This window comes from Bacillus sp. FSL R9-9410 (genome assembly GCF_038050385.1).
In the GTDB taxonomy this organism is placed as follows: domain Bacteria; phylum Bacillota; class Bacilli; order Bacillales; family Bacillaceae_G; genus Bacillus_A; species Bacillus_A cereus_U.
The window spans coordinates 714,832-739,197 of sequence record NZ_JBBOTV010000001.1 but is presented as its reverse complement, the minus strand read 5'-3'; the positions used below and the strand labels follow the sequence as shown (position 1 = coordinate 739,197).

Here is a 24,366-nt window from a genome sequence, read left to right as displayed (position 1 = left end):
TTTATGCGTGTAACGCTCTTCCATCTACAGCTAATGCAGCTTCACCAATCGCCTCAGATAATGATGGATGCGGATGAATTGTATGTGCTACTTCCCAAGGTGTTGCATCAAGTACTCTTGCAAGACCAGCTTCAGAAATCATATCTGTTACATGTGGTCCGATCATATGAACACCAAGAATGTCATTTGTTTCTTCATCAACTACAAGTTTTACAAAACCGTCTGATTCTCCGTATACAAGTGCCTTTCCGATTGCACGGAATGAGAATTTACCTACTTTTAACTTATAGCCTTTTTCTTTTGCTTCTCGTTCTGTTAAACCGACAGAAGCAACTTCCGGACTGCTATATACGCATTTCGATACCATAGAATAATCAATTGGTGTAACTTCTTTACCAGCAATATGTTCTACAGCAACAATTCCTTCATGCGAAGCAACGTGAGCAAGTTGTAGGCCACCGATTACATCTCCAATTGCGTAAATATGAGATTCCTTCGTTTGATAAAACTCATTTGTTTGAATGTATCCTTTTTCCACAACAATATCTGTGTTCTCTAAGCCCATATTTTGCGTATTGGCTTGTCTTCCTACAGATACAAGCATTTTTTCTGCTTTAAATGCTTTATTCTCACCGTTATGTTCAGCTTGAATTGTTACTCCATTATCTTTTACCAATGTTTCTGGTAATACTTTTGCACCAGTTACCACTTTAATACCTTTTTTCTTGAATAGACGCTGCATTTCTTTTGAAACGTCATTATCCTCTAGTGGTAATATGTTTTTCGCATACTCTAATACTGTAACTTCTACACCGAAGTCAGCAAGCATAGATGCCCACTCAATACCGATTACACCGCCACCAACGATAATGATCGAACTAGGAAGCGTTTCCATTTTTAGGGCATGATCCGAAGACATTACATACTCTCCGTCTAACTCTAATCCTGGTAATGAATTTGGACGAGAACCTGTTGCAACAAGTACATTTTTTGGAATTAACATTTCATTCTCTTCTCCACTTGCAAGTTCAACTGAAATTGTACCTGGCATTGGAGAGAAAATAGATGGACCAAGAATACGGCCAATACCTTCAAACACATCAATTTTACCTTGTTTCATTAAATGCTGAACGCCTTTATGAAGCTGCGTTACAATCTTCTCTTTACGCTCTTGTACTTTAGCAAAGTTTAGTTCTACATTACTTGCAATAACCCCGAACTCTTCTCCTTTTTTAGCAGTTGCGTATACTTCCGCACTACGTAAAAGAGCTTTACTAGGAATACACCCTTTGTGTAAACAAGTACCACCAAGATTTTCTTTTTCAACAAGTGCAGTTTTTAACCCTAGTTGTGATGCGCGAATAGCAGCAACATATCCACCAGTACCGCCGCCAACGATGACTAAATCATATTCTCTTGCCATTATCTCAACCCCTAGCTACTGTTTGTTTTTCTCGTACAACATACTCTTTCGGCGCTTCTTCTTCACGTAATACACGAAGTGCTCCTTCTGCTAACGCTTGTAATTCATCTTCACCTGGATGTACGATAACATCTGCAATCCAGTCAACACGTTCTTTTATTTCATCAACCAGAATTTTACTGTACGCAAGTCCACCAGTTAATACGATTGCATCGATTTTCCCGTGAAGTACAGCACTAGCTCCGCCAATCTCTTTTGCAACTTGATATGCCATTGCTTTATAAATAAGAGTTGCTTCAGGATCACCTTTTTCAACCATTTGTTCTACTTTAATTGCATCGTTTGTACCGATAAGACTTACAAGTCCACCTTGTCCGACAAGTTTTTTAACCATTTCGTCTCGGTAATACTCACCAGAGAAACACATTTCAACTAATTGTCCTACTGGTACCGTACCAGCACGCTCAGGACTAAATGGTCCTTCTCCGTTTAAGCCATTATTAACATCGATAACTTTTCCTTTTTTATGAGCACCAACTGTAATACCGCCGCCCATATGTGTAACTAATAAATTTAAATCCTCATATTTGTGATTTAATTCATCTGCTACTTTACGAGCAACCGCTTTTTGGTTTAATGCATGGAAAATACTTTTACGTTCCATACCAGCAATACCGCTAATACGAGCAATTGGCTCCATTTCATCTACAACGACAGGATCCACAATGAATGCAGGAATATTTAATCCAGAAGCGATTTCATAAGCTAAAATGCCTCCGAGATTTGAAGCGTGATGACCGCTAAATCCGTTTTTTAAATCTTCTAACATTGAATCGTTTACTGTGTACGTGCCACCTTCGATTGGACGAAGTAATCCACCACGCCCACAAACAGCGTTCAATTTTGAAATGTTAATACCATGAGAATGTAGCACTTCTAAAATTGTTTCTTTTCGAAACTCATATTGATCGATAATTCGCTTATATTTTCCAATCTGTTCTTCATCATGACGAATTGTTTCTTCTAAAACGGGTCTTTCATTATCAAAAACACCAATTTTTGTGGATGTACTACCCGGATTAATAACAAGAATTCGATTTAAGGACAATGTTGCTACCTCCACTAATAAATTTAAAAGGAAGTGGAAACCTCATAAGAGGTAACCACACCTTTCGTAAAAGTTGTATATGAATGATTAGCGACGGCTAATAATGTCGTGACCGTTGCGTAAGTATGTGCTACGAGTGTTTTTCAAGCTTGCGATGCGCTCTTCAGCTAGACGATCTGCTGCTACATAAGTTGCTATGCCATCGCGTTTTGAAATTTCGATTACTTTTGCAATTGTGTCATAAATAGACTCAACACGTTTTAATGCACGTTCTCTATTGTATCCATATAATTCGTCTGCTACGTTAATTACGCCACCTGCATTAATAACATAGTCTGGTGCATATACAATACCCATTTCATGAATGATGTCGCCGTGACGATCTTCTTTTAATTGGTTATTTGCAGAACCTGCGATTACTTTTGCTTTAAGTTGTGGAATAGTTTCATCATTAACTGTTGCACCTAATGCACATGGTGCGTAAATATCACATTCAACACCGTAAATTTCATTTGGCTCAACTGCTGTTGCACCGAATTCTTCTACTGCACGTTGTACAGCTTCTTTATTAATATCTGTAACGATTAATTTTGCTCCTTCAGCGTGTAAATGTTTGCATAGGTGATATGCTACGTTACCAACACCTTGAATAGAAATTACTCTTCCTTCTAGGTTATCTGTACCGAACGCTTCTTTTGCAGCTGCTTTCATACCACGGTAAACACCGTATGCAGTTACTGGAGATGGGTTACCAGAAGAACCGAATGATGGTGAAATCCCTGTTACAAAATCAGTTTCTTCATGGATAATATCCATATCATCTACTGTTGTACCAACATCTTCAGCTGTAATGTAACGTCCGTTTAGTCCTTGAATGTAGCGTCCTAATGCACGGAACATCGCTTCGCTTTTATCTTTACGTGGATCACCGATAATTACTGTTTTTGCACCACCTAAGTTTAAACCAGCTGCTGCATTTTTGTATGTCATCCCTTTTGCAAGACGCAATGCATCTTCAATCGCCGCTTCTTCAGAATCATATGTCCACATTCTTGTTCCACCAAGAGCTGGTCCAAGTGTTGTATCATGGATTGCAATGATTGCTTTTAAACCAGATTCTTTATCTTGACAAAATACCACTTGCTCATAATCATATTTTTCTAAGTATTCGAAGATTTCTAATGTCATTGTCGTTTCCCCCTAATTGTTTTACCCTATTTGGTTTATTTTGAAGCAGTCGCAACTGCCAATGCTAATGAATATACTTTTGTTTCTGCTGAATCAGCACGTGATGTTAAAACAATCGGTGCTTTAGCGCCAGCAATCATCGCTCCTACCTTTGCATTTGCAAAATAGACGAGTGATTTATATAGCACATTTCCAGCTTCAATCGTTGGGACGAGTAAAATGTCTGCCTTACCTGCTACATCACTTACTATGCCTTTATGTTCTGCTGCAATTTGTGATACTGCATTATCTAAAGCAAGTGGTCCATCAACGACACAATTTTTAATTTGTCCGCGGCGATTCATTTGAGTTAACATCGCTGCATCAATTGTCGCTTGCATCGCAGGATTAACAACCTCTACCGCTGCAATTGGCGCTACCTTTGGCAAATCAATTCCTATTGCCTGGGCAACTTCTACAGTATTTTGTATAATAGCAGCTTTTTGTATTACATCAGGTGCAATGTTCATCGCTGCGTCTGTAACAAAAATAAGACGATCGTAATTTGGAACTTCAAACGCTGCAACGTGTGAAAGCACGCTGCCCTTACGAAGTCCCCACTCTTTATTTAATACAGCTTTCAAAATATTTGCTGTTGGGATGTTCCCCTTCATTAGTACATCTGCTTCGCCATTACTTACAGCTTTAACAGAAAGTTCTGCAGCCTCAGCACTTGACGCTGCTGCAATCACTTCAATATGTTCTGAAGTTTGTAACCCATGCTCTTGTAGCATCCCTATTATTTTCTCTTGATTTCCATATAGACGAAATTGAGCTAGCTGTAACTTGATTGCTTTCGCTACAGCTTCAATTACTTCATGATCTTCAGCTACTGCTACAGCCACAGTTTTTTTAGGCTGTCCTGCTGCTTGATCAATTAAGTGTTCTAACTTCATATTTTGTAATCAACCCTTTCCGTCGTCCCTCGTCTATTCATTAAGCAAATACCGTGCCAACTTTTAAAATTGGTCTTACCAATAATGAAAACGCATTCAAAATGCAGTAAAATCAATACTTTGGAAAACAACTAAATATTCTGTCTCGTTTTGTCGCTTTTTGTATACCACGCAATAAATTGCATGGTACGCAATTTATTGCATGCTATTTTTTGCACAGTCGTACTTTTCTAGCTTGTAATATAAGTTTCGAACTGAAATTCCTAACGCTTTTGCAGTCTTCGTTTTGTTCCCATCAAATTTCTCTAAATATTCACGGATAATATTCCCCTCAAATTCCATCACTAGGTGTTCAAGGGCCTTCTCTTCTACTTCAGGTAATAAATTATTTTGTTTCGTCTCTACTTGTTCTTCTTTATGTAAAGGCGGTAAATGATGTACATCAATATATATCTCGTTATAATTCATAAAGATAATAGCTCGTCCTAAAATATTTTCAAGTTCCCTAACATTCCCTGGCCATTCATATGATTGTAAATACGAAACGGCTGAATCGGTGAGTCCTTCTACATTACGACCATAATCTTGATTAATTTTTTGAATTAACCTTTCTGCAATCGCTGGTATGTCTCCTTTACGCTGACGAAGGGAAGGGATTTGAATCGGGATTTTATTTAAACGATAATATAAGTCCTCTCTAAACTTCCCTTCTAAAATAGCTTTTTCTAAATTCACATGCGTCGCAGCAATCACTCGAACATTAATAGGTATCGCTTTCGTTCCCCCTACTTTCACAATTTCTTTTTCTTGTAGTACACGAAGGAGCTTCGCTTGCGTATTTGCAGATAACTCTCCGATTTCATCTAAAAAAACACTTCCATTATTCGCTTCTTCAAAGAATCCTCGTTTCCCGCCTCTTTTCGCTCCAGAAAACGCGCCTTCCTCATAACCGAATAATTCACTTTCTAATAAGGTCTCAGAAATAGCAGCACAGTTTACTCGTACAAACTTATTGTATTTTCGATTACTACCGTTATGAATAGCGTGTGCAAATAACTCTTTCCCCGTACCAGATTCCCCTCTAAGCAATACTGTTGCCGGTGTATTCGCTCCAAGTTTTGCTTGTTCAATAGCTGCCGTCGTTTCATCTGAATCACCAACAATATCATCAAATGAATATTTTGCTTCTAACGTTCGAATGATTTGTCTTGCCCTATTCAATTCATTTGTTAACTTTTGAATTTCTGATACATCGCGAATTACCCCGACGCTCCCTTTCAATATTCCATCAACAATAACCGGTGCTACATTTACAATTACATCTCGCTTTTTTTGCCCAATCTTCATATGTATTCCTCGTACCGCTCGGCGCGTCCGAAGTACTTTCATATGCATACTTTCACCTTCTACAATATCAGTTGTAGCTGGCTTCCCTATAATATCCTCTTCGGTTAAACCCGTTAACTTCGTATAAGCAGGGTTTATAACTAACCCTCTTCCTTTCTCATCAACAACCGAAATCGCTTCCTCAGATGAGTTAATAATCGCCTCAAGTAGCGTTTGAATTTCTTTTAAATCTGTAACTTCTTCCGCTAAATCTACAACTTCTGTAATATCTTTAAAAATCGCAAATGCGCCTTGAACTTCTCCATCTTCTTTTAATATCGGGATACGCGTTGTAATGATCTTATTTTCATTCTCTAACGTCAGTTCATGATTCACTTCTATTTTTTTCGTGCGTATAATACGAAGCAACTTACTCGTTGGAATAACTTCTAAAATATATTTTCCTATCGCCTCTTCTTTCTTATATCCGATAATACGCTCTGCACTTTTATTAAACAGACGAACTTGTCCCTCTTGATCTATAACAATCATACCGTCATGCGTTGAATTTAAAATTAAATTCCCTTGTTGCGTCTGCTCTTCTAGCTTCCCAATTAAGCTTTCCTTCTCATGCGCTAGTTTCGTAACAATTTTTGCAATATCCCCTGGTATAAGAAGGGTGTCTTTATGCTTGCTTCCCAATAAAACTTTATGTAAATCATAATCACCTGTCATATCAAACATTACATCAATATGCATAGAAAGAAACGGAGTTACACTATCACTAATCGGAATCCCATATTCCTTTGCAATTTGTAGTCCCTTCGCCATTGGATTACTATCAATAATCCCTATAATTTGAAATATATTCGAATTTTGTAACAGACTTAGCAGTGTACTTCCACCTTCACCCGCTCCAACAATTAACACCTTTTGTTTCATACATTACACTTCCTCTCGAAGTATCTCTGCAAAATTTTTCACATCCTTATCTTACTCGTTCAGCAATCTCTTGACAAACCCCCTTTTCATATAACATCATTGAAATAAACAAAATAATCTGAAAAGGGGCGTTATGTATGCAGCGTTACCTCGCTCTATCATTAGCACTCATCCCGATTTCATTAGCCGTGCTTGGTATTAAACTAATGAGAGATACTGTATTTGGGATTTTATTCTCCCCAATCCCTATATTATGGTTACAATTTTTAATCGGCGCTCTTTGCTTTGCACTCGGGTTTTATATTTTCGGCGGCTTCGTCTTACACAGAGATCGTAAGAGAAATAAAGTGCAAGCCCGCTTCAGAAGATAGAACAACGTTTTCACATACCGATAAAAAAATGAGACCATTATATTAGGTCTCATTTTTTATCGGTAATAAAGTTCTTGCTGTTTCAGGATAATCAGTAATAATCGCCGATATGTTCATATCAAAATATTTACGCATAAGCGTTTCTTCATTTATCGTGTAAGGACGAACCTCTACACCACTTTCCATCGTTAATTCAGCGATTGCATCTTGAAGATAACGATAATTCGGATGCACTGCAGTAGCACCCATCTTTTTTGCATATGCCCACGGGCTATGCAAACCTTCACGATACAAAATAGCTGTTTGAATATCAGGAGCCATCATATGGCACCGTTTCATACTATAGTGGTTAAACGAAGAAAATATAACACGATCCTCCAGACTAAACTTACGCACAAGTGTTATAACCTCTTCTTCTAAACCTCTGTATGGAATTTTATCATTTTTAAGTTCAATATTAAGTAGCAATTGCGTTTTTTCAAACCATTCCAGTACCTCTTCTAAAAGAGGAATTTTACAAAAGCCTACTTTTTCACTAAATTTATAACTTGCATCTAACTTACATAAATCTTCGTATAAATAATTCCGAACAGCACCTTTTCCATTCGTCGTTCGATTCACAGTTTCATCATGAATAACGACAACTTTTCCATCTTTCGTTAATTGAACATCAAGTTCAATTCCATCTGCCCCGAAAGCCTCTGCTGCTTCAAATGAAATTATTGTATTTTCCGGATACGTTCCCGCCGCACCACGATGCGCAAATATAAGAGTCATCCTCACTCCCCCAATCTTATGCTATACTATACGAAAAAGGAGGTACTTCTATGAGACCATTACAAATTTCTCCAGACACTGCAGTCCGCCTATCAAAAGCGTTAGGTGTTCCACTTGAACAACTTATGCATATGCCTCAGCATATTTTAATACAAAAGTTAGTTGAATTAGAAAAACAAAATAAAGACGAAGAATAATATAGTCCTGTTTTGCAGGGCTTTTTATTATCACCTATTATATCACGGATAACTTACCCACTAAAATTATGAATGCACAGAACAACAAAATAAAAGATCAACGAGTGTTTTAAACTCATTGATCTTTTATAAAAAAATTTATTTTGAATATACTAATCTCAGCTAGCCTTATGTTCAAGTCTCAGCTTATCCGCAACCATTGCGATGAACTCGGAATTCGTAGGTTTTGCTTTTGACATCGATACAGTATAACCAAATAAGGACGAAATAGAATCAATATTCCCACGGCTCCAAGCCACTTCAATTGCGTGACGGATTGCGCGCTCGACACGACTTGCTGTTGTATTATATTTCTTTGCGATATCTGGATATAATACTTTCGTAATAGATCCTAGTAATTCGATATCATTGTACACCATAGAGATTGCTTCTCGTAAGTACATATATCCTTTAATATGAGCGGGTACCCCAATTTCATGAATGATACTTGTAATACTCGCATCTAAGTTTTTCGGTTTGCCATCGATCGTTGTTGCTGATCGGAAAGATGGTAATGGACGTCTAATGGTAGCATTTTCCTTACCACTAACTTGACGAATATGACTTGTTAAATTCTCCATATCAAATGGTTTTAATATGAAATATGATGCCCCTAAATCAACCGCTTTTTTCGTCACATCTTCTTGTCCGAATGCTGTCAACATAATAACGTTAGGTTGTCTTAGCCTTTCAATATGTCGCATTTTCTCTAGCACAGCTAGACCATCTAAATGTGGCATAATAATGTCTAAAACGAGTATATCAGGCTGCTTTTCTTTCAATAAGTTTAAACATTCTTGACCATTGTAAGCAATTCCAATAACTTCCATATCATCCTGAGCAGCAACATAGCTCTCTAGCATCGATACCAATTCTTTATTATCATCCACAAGACATACTTTAATTTTCTCCACAGTTTTTCCTCCCTTACCGAATCGATTCTTCCGACATGTGTAAGCTTCTAGGCTACATGAATTGTTCGACAATTGTGTGAAAATTCCCTTTAAAGTTTCTTACTTTCCGATAAAATCACAAAAAAATATGTTTATCGTTCATTTTTTTCCTTTCGCAACACATTCCATCATAGAATTACAGCGAAACGTTCAACCCTTTGCTTATATCTTACAACAAAAAACAGCTCTTGCGGAGCTTTTACAAAATTTCAACGAATTTTTCAAAAGAAAAGCGAGCTAATATGTATTAGCTCGCTTTTTTCTCTTGATCATAAATATTAATTCCAGCCTCATGTAACATCCATTCAATATGAACACCGTATCCTGACGTTGGATCATTTACAAATACATGTGTAACCGCACCAATTACTTTCCCATTTTGTACAATCGGACTTCCACTCATTCCTTGTACAATACCACCCGTTTTTGCTAGTAAACGTTTATCTGTCACTTTTATAACCATACCTTTTGTAGCCGGGAACTTTTGTGGTACTGTACTAACAACTTCAATATCAAACGCTTCCACCTTATCTTGATCAATAACTGTTAATATTTTCGCTGGCCCTTCTTTTACTTGATTGGATAATGCGATAGGCATTGCTTTATCCATTATGCCGTTTGTCATATTTGTATTTAATTTCCCAAAAATACCATACGGGCTATTTATTGTAATATTACCAATCACTTCACGATCCGGTGAAAATCTTGCTAATTTTTCTCCCGGGTTCCCGTGACTTCCTCTTTCAATAGACGTTACTGTCGAACGCATAATTTGTCCATCTTCTACTTGAATTGGCTTTTTTGTATCATTATCGGAAATTACATGACCAAGCGCTCCGTATTTCATAGAATCTGGATGTACAAACGTCATCGTTCCGATACCAGCTGCTGAATCACGAATATACAATCCAATTCGGTAAGAAGATTCACCATTATCTTTTTGTGGTGTTAGCTTAGCACGAATATATTTTCCATCCCTTAATAAAACAAGATTAAGCGGTTCACCTGTTTCTCCACTATTATGAATAAATGGTGCTACATCACTCATTCTTTCAATTGTTTTACCATTGATTTCAGTAATCATATCTCCAATCTGTACACCAGCTGTTTCACCAGGAGATACTTTACCCTTTTCAGTTTGAATTAAATGATGGCCTACAACAAGTACACCTTTTGTGTTCAATTTTACACCAATCGATTGTCCACCTGGAATAACTTTAAAATCTTTTAATACTTTCACATTTACTTTTTTCACTGGAAAACCAGCAAGTTGAAACACCATATCAGCTTCACCATTTTGGTGAGAATTTACCATAAGTTCTTGTTCATTTGAACTTACAGTAAATACATTACGATTTGTAGATGAAGCCTTAAAAACTGGTAATGATGCTATTTCTGATTGTTGTCCTTCAAAAACAACAAGTTGCTTCGGCGATGAAATAAACGTTCGAAGCGGTTTAAAACATCCAATAAAAACTAGAGAAACAAGGAGACAAAGACCTATTATTTTTCGAAATCTTTCTAATTTCAATTTGTTCACTCTCCTCGCTCCTACCCACATTCAGCCTCTTGGCTTCACTTTTTAATCTCTCCTTGCAGTGCTTTATTTATAACCGGAAGAATTAAGAAATCGTCATTTGAGAAAAAAAAGCTATCCATTACTGGATAGCCTCTGCTGTCTGTTTGAAATGATGCGCTTGCGTAAGTAACTCTTTCGCATGCTCTGTCGTTAAATCTGTAATTTCAACACCAGAAATCATTCGAGCAATTTCTGTTACTTTTTCATCCGTACTTAACACAGTAACCGATGTAATCGTCCGATCATTCGCCACTTGTTTTCTAATAAATAAATGCGAGTCCGCCATTGAAGCTACTTGAGGTAAGTGCGTAATACAAAGTACTTGCGAGTTTACTGATACACGATAAATTTTTTCCGCAATAGCCTGCGCAACCCGACCACTCACACCCGTATCCACTTCATCAAAAATAACAGATGCAACACCTTGATGCTTAGAAAAAATGCTTTTTAAAGCTAAAATAATACGAGATAACTCTCCGCCAGAAGCAACCTTTGAAAGTGGCTTTAACGGTTCACCCGGATTCGTTGAAATATAAAATTCCACATGATCGTAGCCATCCGCCGTAAGTTTTACCGGTGTTCCTTCCACGAGAGGTTCTTCTACATTTCCTACCCTCTTCATAATTCTCACTTCAAATTTCGTTTTTTCCATATATAGTTCTTTTAATTCTTGATGAATAGCGCTTGTAAGATGATTCGCAAGCTCATGACGCATAGTACTTAACAACGTTGCTTCTTTTACAATAACACCTTCTAATTTCGTTAACTGCTTTCTCGTCGTTTCAATATGTACGTCTTTATTTTCAATCGTAAAAATTTCTTGTTCAATTTTATCAGCATACGCTAAAATCTCTTCTACAGTATTTCCATACTTTCTCTTTAACATACGGATTTCATTCAAACGTGTTTCAATTTCATCTAGACGTTTCGGATCATATTCCATCATATCTAACTTTTCTCTAAGCTGGTATGCAACTTCTTCTAATAAGTAATAACTATTTGCAATGGAATCATGATTTTCTTGATACGCTTCATCTAAGTGCGTAATACTCTCCATTTGTCCCATTGCATTTCTTACGTGATCTAATCCCTGTCCGTCTCCACTTAACGAACGATACGCATCTCCTAATGCTTTATAAATCTTTTCAAAATTGGAGATTTTTAATCGTTCCTCAGTCAATTCATATTCTTCATCCATTTTTAAATCCGCCTTATGAATTTCTTCATGTTGGAATTGAATTAAATCTAGACGATGGGCCATTTGTTGTTCATTTTCACTTAAAGATTTCAGCTGTTTTTTTAACTTCTCATAGTCTTTATATACATTTTGATATATGGCCAATTGTTTAACAATGCGATTTCCATCAAAATGATCAAGCATAAACATATGACGCTCTTCATTCATTAAATCTTGTGTTTCATGCTGTCCATGAATATCAACTAGCGTTTTTCCAATCTCTTTTAATACGCTGAGTGTAACAAGTTTCCCATTTACACGACAGACACTTTTTCCGTTCGCAGCGATGTCACGCTTCAAAATAATCATGCCATCTTCTATTTCTATATCTAACTCTTCTGCCTTTGCGATACATGGATGCTTGTCATCTTCTACATAGAATAATCCTTCTATCTCAGCCTTTTCTGTTCCATATCGAACAAATTCTGCTGAACCACGCCCACCAACAAGCAAACTAATTGCATCAATAATAATGGATTTTCCAGCTCCTGTTTCACCACTTAAAACGGTTAAACCTTTTTGAAAAGAAATATTTAATGCCTCAATAATAGCAAAGTTTCTGATCGATAATTCCGATAACAATGCCCCATTCACCTCGTTATAAACTAATCCCCTATTAAGGGCTTTTCTCAGTATTCTTCATTCAAATAGTTATACTATATGTTTGTATGTATAAATTACTCTTCTAACCCGCTCCATTGTACCAAACATTCGTTTTACGGGTCAATCCACCTATTTTCTAACTTCATTCAAAAAAAATAATGTATTGTATTTGAAAATCCATATTTTTCGCCAATAAAAATATCTTGTTTACTTTCCACTTTACAGAGGAAAGTAAACAAGATTTTTCTGTTACAGCATATTTAAGAAACGATCAGAGACAACACCTGTATCTTCAGGTGTACGGCAAATAATTAAGCAAGTATCATCACCACAAATGGTTCCGACGATCTCATCCCACTCTAAATGATCAATAAGTGCCCCAAGTGAATGAGCGTTACCAGGCAATGTTTTTAACACCAGCATATGTCCTGCCGTGTCTAATTTTACAAATGAATCCACTAGATTTCGTTTTAATTTTTGCAACGGATTAAATCGTTGATCTGCTGGCAAGCTATATTTATAGCGACCATCATGTAATGGCACCTTCACTAAGTGCAGTTCTTTAATATCGCGCGATACTGTTGCTTGCGTTACATTAAACCCCACATTACGTAAAATATCAACTAGTTCATCTTGTGTTTCAATTTCTTTGTTCGCAATAATTTCCCTGATTTTAATATGGCGCTGACCTTTATTCATACATTTGCACCTCACACTATCTCTTACCATAGTTTAAACATTGGTATACTTCATTTATTTATGTTAACGTATAATCCGTTACTTGTATACAATTGTTTTTACAATAATTATACGATTACAACAAAAAGAGGAACAACATATGTTATTCCCCTTTCCCTTTTTGTTTTAGAACATTATGCGCTTCTGTAACAACTTGTTCAATAGAAACCGGCGAATGATTTTCGCCATTCTCACGCTCACCGTGCCACTTTAGATGAATTAAAAATTCAATATTTCCATCCCCGCCTGTAATTGGTGAGAATGTTAAACCTTCGACATTATAGCCTTCCTTAAGAGCAAAATCGACAATCATTTCCACGACAGCTTCATGTACTTTTCTATCACGAACAATGCCTTTTTTCCCGACTTGTTCTCGTCCAGCTTCAAACTGAGGTTTAATCAATGCAGCTACATCACCATTTGGCGTAAGCATTGTTTTTAAAACCGGCAATATAAGCCTTAATGATATAAATGAAACATCAATACTTGCAAACTGCGGTAAACCACGCTCTAAATCTGCCGGTGTCACGTAACGGAAGTTCGTTCGTTCCATCACAACAACACGCTCATCTTGACGCAATTTCCACGCAAGTTGATTATATCCTACATCTAATGCGTAGGATAACTTCGCACCATTTTGAAGCGCACAGTCTGTAAAACCACCAGTTGATGAACCAATATCTATCATAACTTTATCTTGTAAATCAAGTTGAAATGTTTCTAATGCCTTTTCAAGCTTATAACCACCACGGCTTACATACGGCATAACTTGCCCTTTCACCGTAATCTCCGTATCTTGCGAGATTTTCTCCCCTGGCTTATCGAGTCTCATTTCATTCGCATATACAAGACCTGCCATAACAGCACGTTTAGCCTTCTCACGCGTTTCTATAAGTCCTCGCTCTACTAATAGTACATCTACTCTTTCTTTTTTTATGCTCATTTGTTACGCCCTTTTTTGTTTTGATGGAATCATTGTATGAATACGGTCTACAACAGCATCTGTCGTTAAACCAATTTCTTCTAACAGTTTTGTTACACTACCATGCTCTATGAAGCGATCAGGAATACCCATTCGTTCAATTAAAGCACTATGGTATCCGTTCTCAGAAGCAAATTCAACTACACCCGTTCCAAAGCCACCGATTAAACAAGCCTCTTCAATCGTTAAAATCGGTATATTTTTCCCTAAAAGCTCATGTAAATATGCCTCATCCATCGGTTTAATAAAGCGAGCATTCACTACTTTCACTGATAATCCAGTTTGTTCAAGACGCTCAGCTGCTTCCATTGCCATCGGGATTGTCGTACCAAACGTTAAAATTGCTGCTTGTGTGCCTTCTTTTAACGTTTCCCATGTACCAATTGGAATCGCCTTTAATTCTTCATCCATTTGAACGCCAAGTCCATTGCCGCGTGCATAACGTAAAGCAATTGGTCCATCTTCGTATTGCATCGCTGTATATACTAAATGTTGTCCTTCATTTTCATCTTTCGGCATCATAAGTACCATATTCGGCAAATGACGTAAAAACGAGATGTCAAATACACCTTGATGCGTTTCACCGTCTGCTCCAACTAATCCAGAACGATCTATTCCAATGAAAACATTTAAATTTTGGCGACAAATATCATGAACAACTTGGTCATATGCCCTTTGTAAAAACGTTGAATAAATTGCTAAGAATGGCTTCATTCCTTGCGTTGCCATACCAGCCGCCATTGTTGTAGCATGCTGCTCTGCAATACCTACATCAATCATACGATTCGGAAATTCTTTTTGGAATTTCTCAAGTTTCGATCCAACAGGCATTGCAGGCGTAATTGCAACGATACGTTCATCCGTTCTCGCTAGCTTAAGCACTGTTTCACTAACAACAGCACTCCATGCTGGTGCAACTTCCTTCGGTTTAACGAAGTCACCTGACTCAATTTTATACGGTCCTGTTCCATGCCAAGTTCCAATAACGTCACTCTCAGCTGGTTTATAACCTTTTCCTTTTTTCGTAATAACATGAACAAGTACTGGGCCTTTTGTTTTCTTTGCATATTGCAACGTTTCGAATAACTTTTCATAATCATGCCCATCGACCGGACCTAAATATGTAAAGCCTAATTCTTCAAAAAAGACGCCTGATACTAGTAAATATTTTAGACTATCTTTTATTTTCTCTGCTGTCGCAGCAACTTTCCCGCCGACTGCTGGGATTTTCTTCAATATATACTCTAGTTCATCTTTTACCCAATGGTACTTCCCTGCGGTACGTAAACGACCAAGTACATTATGAAGTGCACCGACGTTTGGTGCAATTGACATTTCATTGTCATTCAAAATAACAATCATGTCCGTTTTTTCATGTCCAATATGGTTCAATGCCTCTAAAGCCATTCCGCCTGTTAATGCACCATCGCCAATGATTGGTATAACGTATTCTTTCGTTTTCTTTAAATCACGTGCTAGGGCCATTCCCATTGCAGCAGATAACGACGTCGAACTATGACCAGTTTCCCAAACATCATGCTCACTCTCGCAGCGTTTTGGAAAACCACATAGACCTTGATATTGCCTTAATGTGCCGAATTCTTTCGCACGCCCTGTTAAAATTTTATGTACATAGGATTGATGTCCTACGTCCCATAAAAATTTATCTTTCGGACTATCAAATAATTTATGCAGAGCAATTGTGAGTTCTACTACACCTAAATTAGGTGCAATATGCCCACCTGTTTGAGAGAGCTCTTCAATTAAAAACTTACGAATATCCTCACTCAACCCCTCTAGTTCACTTATAGACATATCTTTCAAAAAACTAGGGTTTTGAATTTGCGTTAGATCCACATGGATCACTCACTTTCATTTCATAATCTGTCAACATGTCAAATATTATAAGAAACATTTACACAACACAAGAAATTCTCTTTTCTATTCTTTTTATCTTGTCCTGCTTTCAGAAAACACTTCCATTTTTTCACTTATCATATTATACATCATATTTCTTTACGTGATGAAAAAAATAGCCGCTAACACGAAGTGATAACGGCAATGTAATCTACATATATTTTTGCCAATAACAAGAAAAGAAAAACCTTTTCCTACATTTATATCATAAAATGATGAATGACTCAACAAATGAAAACGCTGTTATATTAGTTATTACGTTTTGCGATTAAATCACAAATAGATAGTAAATATTCATCTTGTAATTGTAAGGAGCTAATAGAATCTTTTGCTTTTGCAATTTTCTCCTCTAAAATAGATTTTGCTCTATCTACAGTAAATAACGTCGTATATGTGCTCTTTTCATTGGAAGCATCACTACCAATCGGTTTTCCAATCTCTTCTTCTGTTCCTTCTACATCCAAAATATCATCTCTAATTTGGAAAGCTAGACCGATATATTTCGCAAATGCAAGTAACTTCTCTTCTTGCTCTTCTGTAGCATCAGAAAGTATCGCTCCTGCAAGTACAGCAAACTCAAGCAGTTTACCTGTCTTATGCTTATGGATGTACTCTAATTCATTAATTGTAAGTCGTTTTCCTTCAGCTTCCATATCTGCCACTTGTCCAGCAACCATTCCTTCAGGTCCTGCTGCTTTCGCAAGCTCAAGTACAAGTCTTACTTTTTTTTCAGCAGAGATTTCTTTTGGCCCATATGCCATAATAACTTGAAAAGCATATGTCAACAAACCATCTCCTGCTAAAACTGCCATTGCTTCACCAAATACTTTATGATTGGTAGGCTTTCCTCGTCTTAGATCATCATCATCCATACAAGGTAAATCATCATGAATTAACGAATATGTATGAATCATTTCAAGGGCACAAGCTGCACCCACTCCAAGATTTCTTTCTTTCCCAAACGCTTGTAACGTTGCAAATAAAAGTAACGGGCGGAGACGTTTCCCACCCGCTTCCAAAGAATATGCCATCGCTTCACGAAGCACATTTGGACATTGTAATTCATTTGCATAGCTTACAAGCTTTTCTTCTACGAAAGTTTTACTCTCTTTCAAAAAAGCATCAAAAGCTATATGTGTCACTATGCTTCATCTCCTAAAGCAGTAAACAGTTTAAGCTCTCCATCTTCTCCAAGGATAACTGCCATTTGTTCTTGTACATCTTTCAATTTCTCATCACAAAGCTTAGATAATTCCATGCCTTCTTTAAAATAAGAAATCGCTTCCTCTAAAGGTACATCACCTTGTTCAAGCTTAGAAACGAGATGCTCAAGCTGCGAAATTGCTTCTTCAAAGCTTAACTTATTTTCCATTATTCAATTCACGCTCCTCTATGCTTGATACGCTACAATCTAGTATTCCATCTTGTAATTGAACCGAAACAGCATCTCCAAGGCTAACATCTTTCACGCTTTTTAATACTTGTTTCTCTTCATCGTATACAAGCCCGTACCCTCTCATCATTACTTTAAGCGGGCTTAATACTTCAAGCTTTTGAGCCGCTCTCACAAATACGAACTCCTTCGTTTGAAGTAACGTTTGCATTTCACGTTGCAACTGCTTTTGCAACGTTTCAATTGCCGTTTTCGTTTGTATAATTTTTTGAGATGGGTGGTGCTTTTCTAAATAAAATGAAAGTTGCTTTAATTGATTTACTTTTTTATCTATATAACGCTCTTTCGCTAAAACAAGTTGTTCAAGAGCCCTGTCTAACTGCTCTTCTTTTTGCTCGTACACTTGCCTTGGATAACGGAACGCATAAGATTTTTGTAACACTTGCAGTTTTTCTTCTTTTTTATGTACTCTCTCTCTCATTGCTCTTTGCAATCTCAGAGTTCTTTGTAATACCTTTTCTTGTAACTCTATGATGTTAGGTACCGCCAGCTCAGCTGCTGCAGTCGGTGTTGGCGCACGTAAATCCGCGACAAAATCTGCGATTGTAAAATCCGTTTCATGGCCTACAGCCGAAATAATCGGAATCTCACTTGTGAAAATTTCTCTTGCAACTACTTCCTCATTAAAGGCCCATAATTCTTCAATAGAGCCTCCACCACGTCCAACAATTAAAACATCAATATCTCCCATTTCATTCGCTGTACGAATTGCTTGTACAATCGAGGGAGCTGCTGACTCCCCTTGTACAAGTACAGGAAACACAATAACATTTCCAATTGGATAACGACGTTTAATTGTTGTTATAATATCGCGAATTGCTGCTCCTGTTGGCGACGTTATAACACCGATTGTTTTTGCATACGCAGGGATTGGACGCTTATAAACTTGAGAAAACAGCCCTTCTTCTTCTAATCGGACTTTTAATTGTTCATAAGCTAAATGAAGATTTCCAACTCCATCAGGCTGCATGTCTTGAATATAAATTTGATAAGAACCACTCGCCTCGTAAACAGAAATCTTTCCTTTTACAAGTACTTTCATTCCATTTTCCGGTCTGAATTTAATGTTACGATTATGACCCGCAAACATAACCGCTGCAATTCTTGCATTTTCATCTTTCAATGTAAAATACATATGACCACGACTATGATATTTAAAGTTGGAAATTTCTCCTTTTAACCAAACAGACTGTAAATGCGGATCATACTCTATTTTTGTTTTAATATAGCGTGTTAATGCTGTAACGGTTAAATATTGTTTCTCCATTGCTCTCTCCTCATAGCCGATTCAAATTATTGACAAACAACACCTGCACGCTTTGCAGACTCCACAGTGTTGTGAAGAAGCATTGTAATAGTCATTGGGCCGACTCCTTTTGGCACAGGCGTAATGTAACCCGCAACGTCTAATACATTGTCAAAATCAACATCACCACAAAGTTTGCCTGTTTCTAAACGGTTAACACCAACATCAATTACAACCGCACCTTCTTTAATATAGTCAGCTGTTACCATTTTCGGTCGTCCAACGGCTACGATTAAAATATCAGCTAACTTCGATAATTCTTCTATATTTCGCGTCTTAGAATGACAATATGTGACAGTTGCATTTTCATTTAAAAACAGTTGCCCCACTGGTTTACCAACAATATTACTTCTTCCAATTACAACAACATGTTTTCCAGAAATATCAAGATTCGTTTCTTTTACTAATTCTAAAATGCCATGCGGTGTACATGGAAGGAATGTGTCTTGTCCCGTCATCATACGTCCTACGCTGATTGGGTGAAATCCATCTACATCCTTTTCCGGTGAAATTCTTTCAATGATAGCTTTTTCTTCAATATGTTTTGGTAAAGGCAATTGTACCAATATGCCATTAATGCGGTCGTCTCCATTTAAGCGATCGATTTCAGCAAGCAAACGCTCCTCAGTAATCGTTTCAGGAAATTCAATTAGCTCTGAATAGATTCCTACTTGCTCACAGCCTTTTTCTTTTCCTTTTACATAAGAACGAGATGCTGGATCTTCTCCAATTAAAATAACTGCTAATCCTGGTACAATCCCTTGCTCTTTTAACTTCACAACTTCTTCTTTTAATTGTGCTCGTTTTTTCTCCGCAACTTCATTTCCTTTGATGATTACTGCTACCATTTTAAGTTTCCCCCTTAAAGAAATTACAGTGTATCTTTTATATTAGATAAAACGCCGTTAATAAAACGACGAGATTCCTCATCCCCAAATGTTTTTGCGATTTCAATTGCTTCGTTAATTGTTACATTGTGCGGAATTTCTTCCATGTATTTCATCTCACACACAGCTACACGTAAAATACTGCGATCAACAATACTAATACGCTCAAGCTTCCACTTTTTTAAATTTTGACGAATTGCTGCGTCAATCTCTTCTCTGTTGTCTACAAATCCTACAACAAGTGATTCTAGAAACTCATTTGTTTCTTCGCCTTCATCTAGCGTATTTTCCACCGCTACTTTCGGTTCTAATTCACCTGTAATATCCATTTGGTATAATGCTTGCATTGCTCTTTCTCTAGCCGTCCTACGTTTCATTGTAACTCTCCTTTATACTTCAAGTCTTTCCTTATGTTTTGTTATATTATTATAATTTATAAGCCGTCAATTCACTTACTCTTGCAGTTTTCATTGATTTTCCAACCTTATAATACAATGATAATAACACAATTTATCGTTTCACACACGGGGTACAAGGCTGAAAAATAATAAAAAGATTAACTTCAAGTTCCATATCTTATCACAATGTACGTTTTTTGGAAAAATGAAACATCCCGTTTCATATTTCTCATTTTTTAAAATAGTATAATAATTTGAGGGTTTTAATTTGTGAAGAAATGAAACGATAAAAAAGATGCCTATTTTACTAGGCACCTTTTTTCACTCTTACACTGGTTCGATTTCTGTTTTTTGTGTTTCGAATGTTACGCCAACGATGTGAACGTTCACTTCTTTTGGCTCAAGTCCTGTCATTGTAAAGAGTGCTTGGCGAATATTGTCTTGAATTTTTTGTGCAACAACCGGAATTGCTACACCAAAATACATCACAACATAAAGGTCAACAATAATATCTTCGTTTGCTAATTCCACCTTTACACCTTTACCATGATTTTTCTTACCTAACTTCTCAACAACATCTGTAGCAAAATTACCACGCATTGCCGCTACACCTTCTACTTCAGCAGCTGCAATACCTGCAATTACTTCGATTACTTCTGGTGCAATTTCTACTTTTCCAAGAGTTGTATCTTGACCCATATCTAACATATGTTCAGCCATGAAAAAAACCTCCTTTAATGTATCACTGCGTCACAAGTTCATGCTCTTCCAAAAATTTCGTGTTAAACTCACCTTTTACAAAATCAGGATGATCTAGCAATTGCAAATGGAACGGGATTGTTGTATGTACGCCTTCAATGACAAACTCACTGAGCGCTCGCTTCATTTTTGCAATTGCCTCTTCACGTGTTTTTCCGTGAACAATTAATTTAGCAACCATCGAATCATAGAAAGGTGGTATTGAATATCCCGGATATACAGCTGAATCGACGCGAATACCAAATCCGCCTGGTGGTAAGTACATTTCTACTTTACCTGGAGATGGCATAAATTTTTTGGCAGGGTTTTCCGCATTAATTCGACATTCCATTGCCCAACCATTAAATTGTACTTCTTCTTGCTGTAACGATAACTTTTCTCCAGAAGCAACAAGAATTTGTTCTTTAATTAAATCCATCCCTGTTACCATTTCAGTAACTGGATGTTCAACTTGGATTCTCGTATTCATTTCCATGAAATAAAAGCTTTTCGTTTTATATTCATAAATAAACTCAACCGTACCAGCACCTGTATAATCAACCGCTACCGCCGCTTTAACTGCTGCGTCACCCATTTGCTTGCGAATATCCTCATCAAGTGCAGGTGATGGACTTTCTTCTAATAGTTTTTGCAGACGGCGCTGAATTGTACAATCACGCTCTCCTAAATGAATGGCATTTCCATGTGTATCTGCCATTATTTGAATCTCAACATGGCGGAAATCTTCAACGTACTTCTCTAAGTATACACCAGGGTTCCCAAAAGCGGTACTGGCTTCTTGCTGTGTAATTTGAATTCCTTTTACAAGCTCTTCTTCATGGCGCGCAACACGAATACCTTTTCCGCCGCCACCCGCAGTCGCTTTAATAATAACTGGATATCCAATTTGATTAGCAAGCACCATCGCTTCTTCGGTATTTTTAATAATCCCTTGTGAACCTGGTACAATCGGAACCCCTGCTTCTTTCATTGTATCACGTGCAACGTCTTTTGTGCCCATCTTTGAAATAGCTTCCGGGCTTGGACCGATAAAAATCAAGTTACACTCACGGCATAATTCTGCAAAATCTGCATTCTCTGCTAAAAATCCGTATCCCGGATGAATTGCATCACAACCTGTCAATTTTGCAACGCTAATAATGTTCGTCAAATTTAAATAGCTTTCTTTCGAAATCGTTGGTCCAACACAATACGCTTCATCTGCAATTTGCACATGAAGTGACTCTTTGTCTGCTTCAGAATAAATTGCAACTGTTTCAATATCCATTTCTTTACAAGCGCGAATAATTCGTACAGCAATTTCTCCACGATTGGCTATTAATACTTTTTTTATCATCACAAAGACTCCCTTATTACGCTTTTACAAGAAATAGCGGTTGTCCATACTCAACAAGCTGTCCGTTATTAACAAGAATTTCAACAATTTCGCCCTCTACATCTGCGTCAATTTCGTTAAATAATTTCATAGCTTCAACAATACATACGATAGAATCTTTCGATACTCTGTCCCCAACACTTACATATTGAGGTGTATCAGGCGAAGAAGAGGAATAAAATGTCCCTACCATCGGTGATGTGATTTTATGTAGGTTTTCATTTTGAACAGCTTTCTCTTCTTCTTGTTTTTGCACTTCTACTTGCGCTGCCGCTACTGTCGTTTCTACTTCAACAGATGCTGCTGGTTGTACTACCTGTTTCGTTACCGGTGCTTGCACAGCAACAACTTCATTACCACGTTTTTTCATTTTGATTGTTGTACCGTCTTTTTTGTATTCAAATTCATCAATATTAGAGCTATCAATTAATTTAATTAATTCACGAACTTCTTGAATTTTAAACATGTAAAATCCACTCCCATACTCTTGTTTGTCCCGTTTTTACAGATTGGCATCAAATTGATTTACTGTAAAAATACGATGTATTCTATTAGAAAATTTATTCCTATGACATTTACTAATAGAAATATTTACTATTCCCATCTTACGCTAAATTTTTTAAACATTCCAATTTATATTTCTTTATTATAAATCGGAATTCCTGTAAAAATATTATTCCACCAAAAAATTATTACCTAGTAATAATACCAAGTTTCACACAAAATTGGCAAGACCACTTCTTAAAAAACATTCTTTACTTTTTCAAAACTGTACAGTATAAAAACGTAATTCCCTCAGCGTTCTTCATTTTATCTACGGTAAAAAACATATTTTTACCAAATATTATTTTTTTGTTTACGCGCCGTTCATTCTTCCTTCATAAAAGAATAGTATGTTCAAAGTGTAGAAAATTTATTGTAGTGAGGTGTGGACGTATGATATGGCTCATCCTGTTCTTGCCTGCCGTAGTGATTTGGGCATTGGTCCTCTTCATCCACGTCAAATCTGGAGAAAGTAATCACCATCATCATGAACCATTAATCTTTTACTCACAGCGTATTTCCCCGTTTCCAATTGAAAATACTAAAAACAACTGCAAAAAAGATGAAATAGAAAAAGGCTATCGAAAACGATAGCTTTTTTCTATTATTCTTTTATCTAATTTGAAGCAAAAACACCTATTATAATGAATATGCCACTTTATTTTACTGATGGATCAAATTTCACACCTACATCTTTTGAACCACCTTCACTTCTTACGAGCTGAATAATTTTATTCGCTTCTTTTTGTGAATGCTTTGCCGACTTGACTGTTACTTTAATGTCCGTTCCATCAGCTCTTACAAGAGCATCCTTATATCCACCTTGAGATTTAATCACTGTCTCAAGTAATTCTTGCTTCGCTTCCATTGTAGTGATTGCATCAAAGTTATCTTTCGCTTTACTCTTTTCAGTTACTGAAGATTTTGTTGAATTTATTACTTCTTGTAATCTTACTTTCTCTGCACTACGCTGATCTTCCATTTGCATACGTAACGCTGTGAAATTCTCATCGCTTGATTGAACTGTTACGTTAGCATCTTTTTTACTTGTTTCTTTTTTACTTGTTTCTTTTTTGTCATTCTCTTTTTTGTCTGTTTCTTTATTTGTAGTTTCCTTGCTTGTATTTTCTTTTGTTGTCTCTTTATTTGTAGTTTCTTTCGTTGTTTCTTTTGTAACTGCTTTATCAGCACCTTGCTTTTCTTGTCCCATCTTTTCACTCGTTGCCGGTGTTGCTGTATTCATTTTATCAGGAGTTGTTACATAATAAACAGATAGCACAACCACTAAACTTAACATCGTTAATAACCAAACCGTTTGTTTTTTTAACAC

The 24,366-nt window shown here is 36.8% G+C and carries 24 protein-coding genes; 3 read left to right on the top strand and 21 right to left on the bottom strand.

What is annotated here, in order from left to right:
- Nucleotide 1 precedes the first annotated feature (1 nt).
- The 5 genes from lpdA to MKX77_RS04070 form a co-directional block, all read right to left on the bottom strand.
- Nucleotides 2–1,423, bottom strand: coding sequence for a dihydrolipoyl dehydrogenase (gene lpdA, locus MKX77_RS04090; RefSeq protein WP_002111728.1), 1,422 nt, complete (start codon nucleotides 1,421–1,423; stop codon nucleotides 2–4).
- Nucleotides 1,424–1,427: 4 nt separating this feature from the next.
- Nucleotides 1,428–2,531: a butyrate kinase gene (gene buk / locus MKX77_RS04085; protein WP_002160554.1), complete on the bottom strand. Its 1,104-nt coding sequence runs from the start codon at nucleotides 2,529–2,531 to the stop codon at nucleotides 1,428–1,430.
- 87 nt (nucleotides 2,532–2,618) lie between these two features.
- The gene (locus MKX77_RS04080; RefSeq protein WP_002145827.1) at nucleotides 2,619–3,719 is read right to left on the bottom strand and encodes a leucine dehydrogenase; all 1,101 of its coding nucleotides are present in this window, start codon (nucleotides 3,717–3,719) and stop codon (nucleotides 2,619–2,621) included.
- A 35-nt stretch (nucleotides 3,720–3,754) separates the two neighbouring features.
- Nucleotides 3,755–4,654, bottom strand: coding sequence for a phosphate butyryltransferase (gene yqiS / locus MKX77_RS04075; RefSeq protein WP_341305886.1), 900 nt, complete (start codon nucleotides 4,652–4,654; stop codon nucleotides 3,755–3,757).
- Nucleotides 4,655–4,849: 195 nt separating this feature from the next.
- On the bottom strand, nucleotides 4,850–6,922 hold the full coding sequence (locus MKX77_RS04070) for a sigma 54-interacting transcriptional regulator (RefSeq protein WP_341305885.1): 2,073 nt from the start codon (nucleotides 6,920–6,922) through the stop codon (nucleotides 4,850–4,852).
- A gap of 137 nt (nucleotides 6,923–7,059) precedes the next feature.
- On the opposite strand from MKX77_RS04070, the gene MKX77_RS04065 reads away from it, so the two are divergent.
- The gene (locus tag MKX77_RS04065) at nucleotides 7,060–7,293 is read left to right on the top strand and encodes a DUF2627 domain-containing protein (protein ID WP_002111735.1); all 234 of its coding nucleotides are present in this window, start codon (nucleotides 7,060–7,062) and stop codon (nucleotides 7,291–7,293) included.
- A 42-nt stretch (nucleotides 7,294–7,335) separates the two neighbouring features.
- On the opposite strand, the gene MKX77_RS04060 is transcribed toward MKX77_RS04065, so the two are convergent.
- The gene (locus MKX77_RS04060; RefSeq protein WP_341305884.1) at nucleotides 7,336–8,070 is read right to left on the bottom strand and encodes a glycerophosphodiester phosphodiesterase; all 735 of its coding nucleotides are present in this window, start codon (nucleotides 8,068–8,070) and stop codon (nucleotides 7,336–7,338) included.
- Between the two features lie 50 nt (nucleotides 8,071–8,120).
- On the opposite strand from MKX77_RS04060, the gene MKX77_RS04055 reads away from it, so the two are divergent.
- Nucleotides 8,121–8,267, top strand: a complete 147-nt coding sequence (locus MKX77_RS04055; RefSeq protein ID WP_001247671.1) for a YycC family protein — start codon at nucleotides 8,121–8,123, stop codon at nucleotides 8,265–8,267.
- Nucleotides 8,268–8,425: 158 nt separating this feature from the next.
- Here the strand turns inward: MKX77_RS04055 and spo0A are convergent, their stop codons facing one another.
- From spo0A to accB, 14 genes are all read right to left on the bottom strand, one after another.
- A complete protein-coding gene (gene spo0A / locus MKX77_RS04050; RefSeq protein WP_215554156.1) occupies nucleotides 8,426–9,220 on the bottom strand; it encodes a sporulation transcription factor Spo0A in 795 nt (264 codons plus the stop codon).
- A gap of 286 nt (nucleotides 9,221–9,506) precedes the next feature.
- The gene (gene spoIVB / locus MKX77_RS04045; RefSeq protein WP_033711018.1) at nucleotides 9,507–10,799 is read right to left on the bottom strand and encodes a SpoIVB peptidase; all 1,293 of its coding nucleotides are present in this window, start codon (nucleotides 10,797–10,799) and stop codon (nucleotides 9,507–9,509) included.
- A 118-nt stretch (nucleotides 10,800–10,917) separates the two neighbouring features.
- A complete protein-coding gene (recN, locus tag MKX77_RS04040) occupies nucleotides 10,918–12,657 on the bottom strand; it encodes a DNA repair protein RecN (protein WP_341305883.1) in 1,740 nt (579 codons plus the stop codon).
- Nucleotides 12,658–12,927: 270 nt separating this feature from the next.
- Nucleotides 12,928–13,377 (bottom strand): arginine repressor ArgR, encoded by a 450-nt coding sequence (gene argR / locus MKX77_RS04035; protein WP_002015076.1) that lies wholly within the window; start codon nucleotides 13,375–13,377, stop codon nucleotides 12,928–12,930.
- 142 nt (nucleotides 13,378–13,519) lie between these two features.
- A complete protein-coding gene (locus tag MKX77_RS04030; RefSeq protein WP_002160533.1) occupies nucleotides 13,520–14,359 on the bottom strand; it encodes a TlyA family RNA methyltransferase in 840 nt (279 codons plus the stop codon).
- Nucleotides 14,360–14,362: 3 nt separating this feature from the next.
- Nucleotides 14,363–16,255, bottom strand: a complete 1,893-nt coding sequence (gene dxs, locus MKX77_RS04025) for a 1-deoxy-D-xylulose-5-phosphate synthase (RefSeq protein ID WP_215554158.1) — start codon at nucleotides 16,253–16,255, stop codon at nucleotides 14,363–14,365.
- Between the two features lie 308 nt (nucleotides 16,256–16,563).
- On the bottom strand, nucleotides 16,564–17,457 hold the full coding sequence (gene ispA, locus MKX77_RS04020; protein ID WP_341305882.1) for a (2E,6E)-farnesyl diphosphate synthase: 894 nt from the start codon (nucleotides 17,455–17,457) through the stop codon (nucleotides 16,564–16,566).
- The gene (gene xseB / locus MKX77_RS04015) at nucleotides 17,457–17,687 is read right to left on the bottom strand and encodes an exodeoxyribonuclease VII small subunit (RefSeq protein ID WP_341305881.1); all 231 of its coding nucleotides are present in this window, start codon (nucleotides 17,685–17,687) and stop codon (nucleotides 17,457–17,459) included. Before xseB ends, ispA begins: the two co-directional genes overlap by 1 nt.
- Entirely contained in the window at nucleotides 17,677–19,035 is a 1,359-nt protein-coding gene (xseA, locus tag MKX77_RS04010) for an exodeoxyribonuclease VII large subunit (protein ID WP_341305880.1), read from the bottom strand. Before xseA ends, xseB begins: the two co-directional genes overlap by 11 nt.
- 26 nt (nucleotides 19,036–19,061) lie before the next feature.
- Nucleotides 19,062–19,922, bottom strand: a complete 861-nt coding sequence (gene folD, locus MKX77_RS04005) for a bifunctional methylenetetrahydrofolate dehydrogenase/methenyltetrahydrofolate cyclohydrolase FolD (RefSeq protein WP_215554161.1) — start codon at nucleotides 19,920–19,922, stop codon at nucleotides 19,062–19,064.
- 23 nt (nucleotides 19,923–19,945) lie between these two features.
- Nucleotides 19,946–20,338: a N utilization substance protein NusB gene (gene nusB / locus MKX77_RS04000; RefSeq protein ID WP_341305879.1), complete on the bottom strand. Its 393-nt coding sequence runs from the start codon at nucleotides 20,336–20,338 to the stop codon at nucleotides 19,946–19,948.
- A gap of 348 nt (nucleotides 20,339–20,686) precedes the next feature.
- A complete protein-coding gene (locus MKX77_RS03995) occupies nucleotides 20,687–21,079 on the bottom strand; it encodes an Asp23/Gls24 family envelope stress response protein (protein ID WP_000807630.1) in 393 nt (130 codons plus the stop codon).
- A gap of 22 nt (nucleotides 21,080–21,101) precedes the next feature.
- Nucleotides 21,102–22,454, bottom strand: coding sequence for an acetyl-CoA carboxylase biotin carboxylase subunit (accC, locus tag MKX77_RS03990; protein WP_341305878.1), 1,353 nt, complete (start codon nucleotides 22,452–22,454; stop codon nucleotides 21,102–21,104).
- A 16-nt stretch (nucleotides 22,455–22,470) separates the two neighbouring features.
- Entirely contained in the window at nucleotides 22,471–22,959 is a 489-nt protein-coding gene (gene accB, locus MKX77_RS03985) for an acetyl-CoA carboxylase biotin carboxyl carrier protein (RefSeq protein ID WP_002160528.1), read from the bottom strand.
- A 470-nt stretch (nucleotides 22,960–23,429) separates the two neighbouring features.
- On the opposite strand from accB, the gene MKX77_RS03980 reads away from it, so the two are divergent.
- Entirely contained in the window at nucleotides 23,430–23,630 is a 201-nt protein-coding gene (locus MKX77_RS03980) for a DNA recombination protein RecO (protein ID WP_215554163.1), read from the top strand.
- Nucleotides 23,631–23,694: 64 nt separating this feature from the next.
- Here MKX77_RS03980 and MKX77_RS03975 read toward each other — a convergent pair whose 3' ends face one another.
- A complete protein-coding gene (locus MKX77_RS03975) occupies nucleotides 23,695–24,366 on the bottom strand; it encodes a SpoIIIAH-like family protein (protein ID WP_341305877.1) in 672 nt (223 codons plus the stop codon).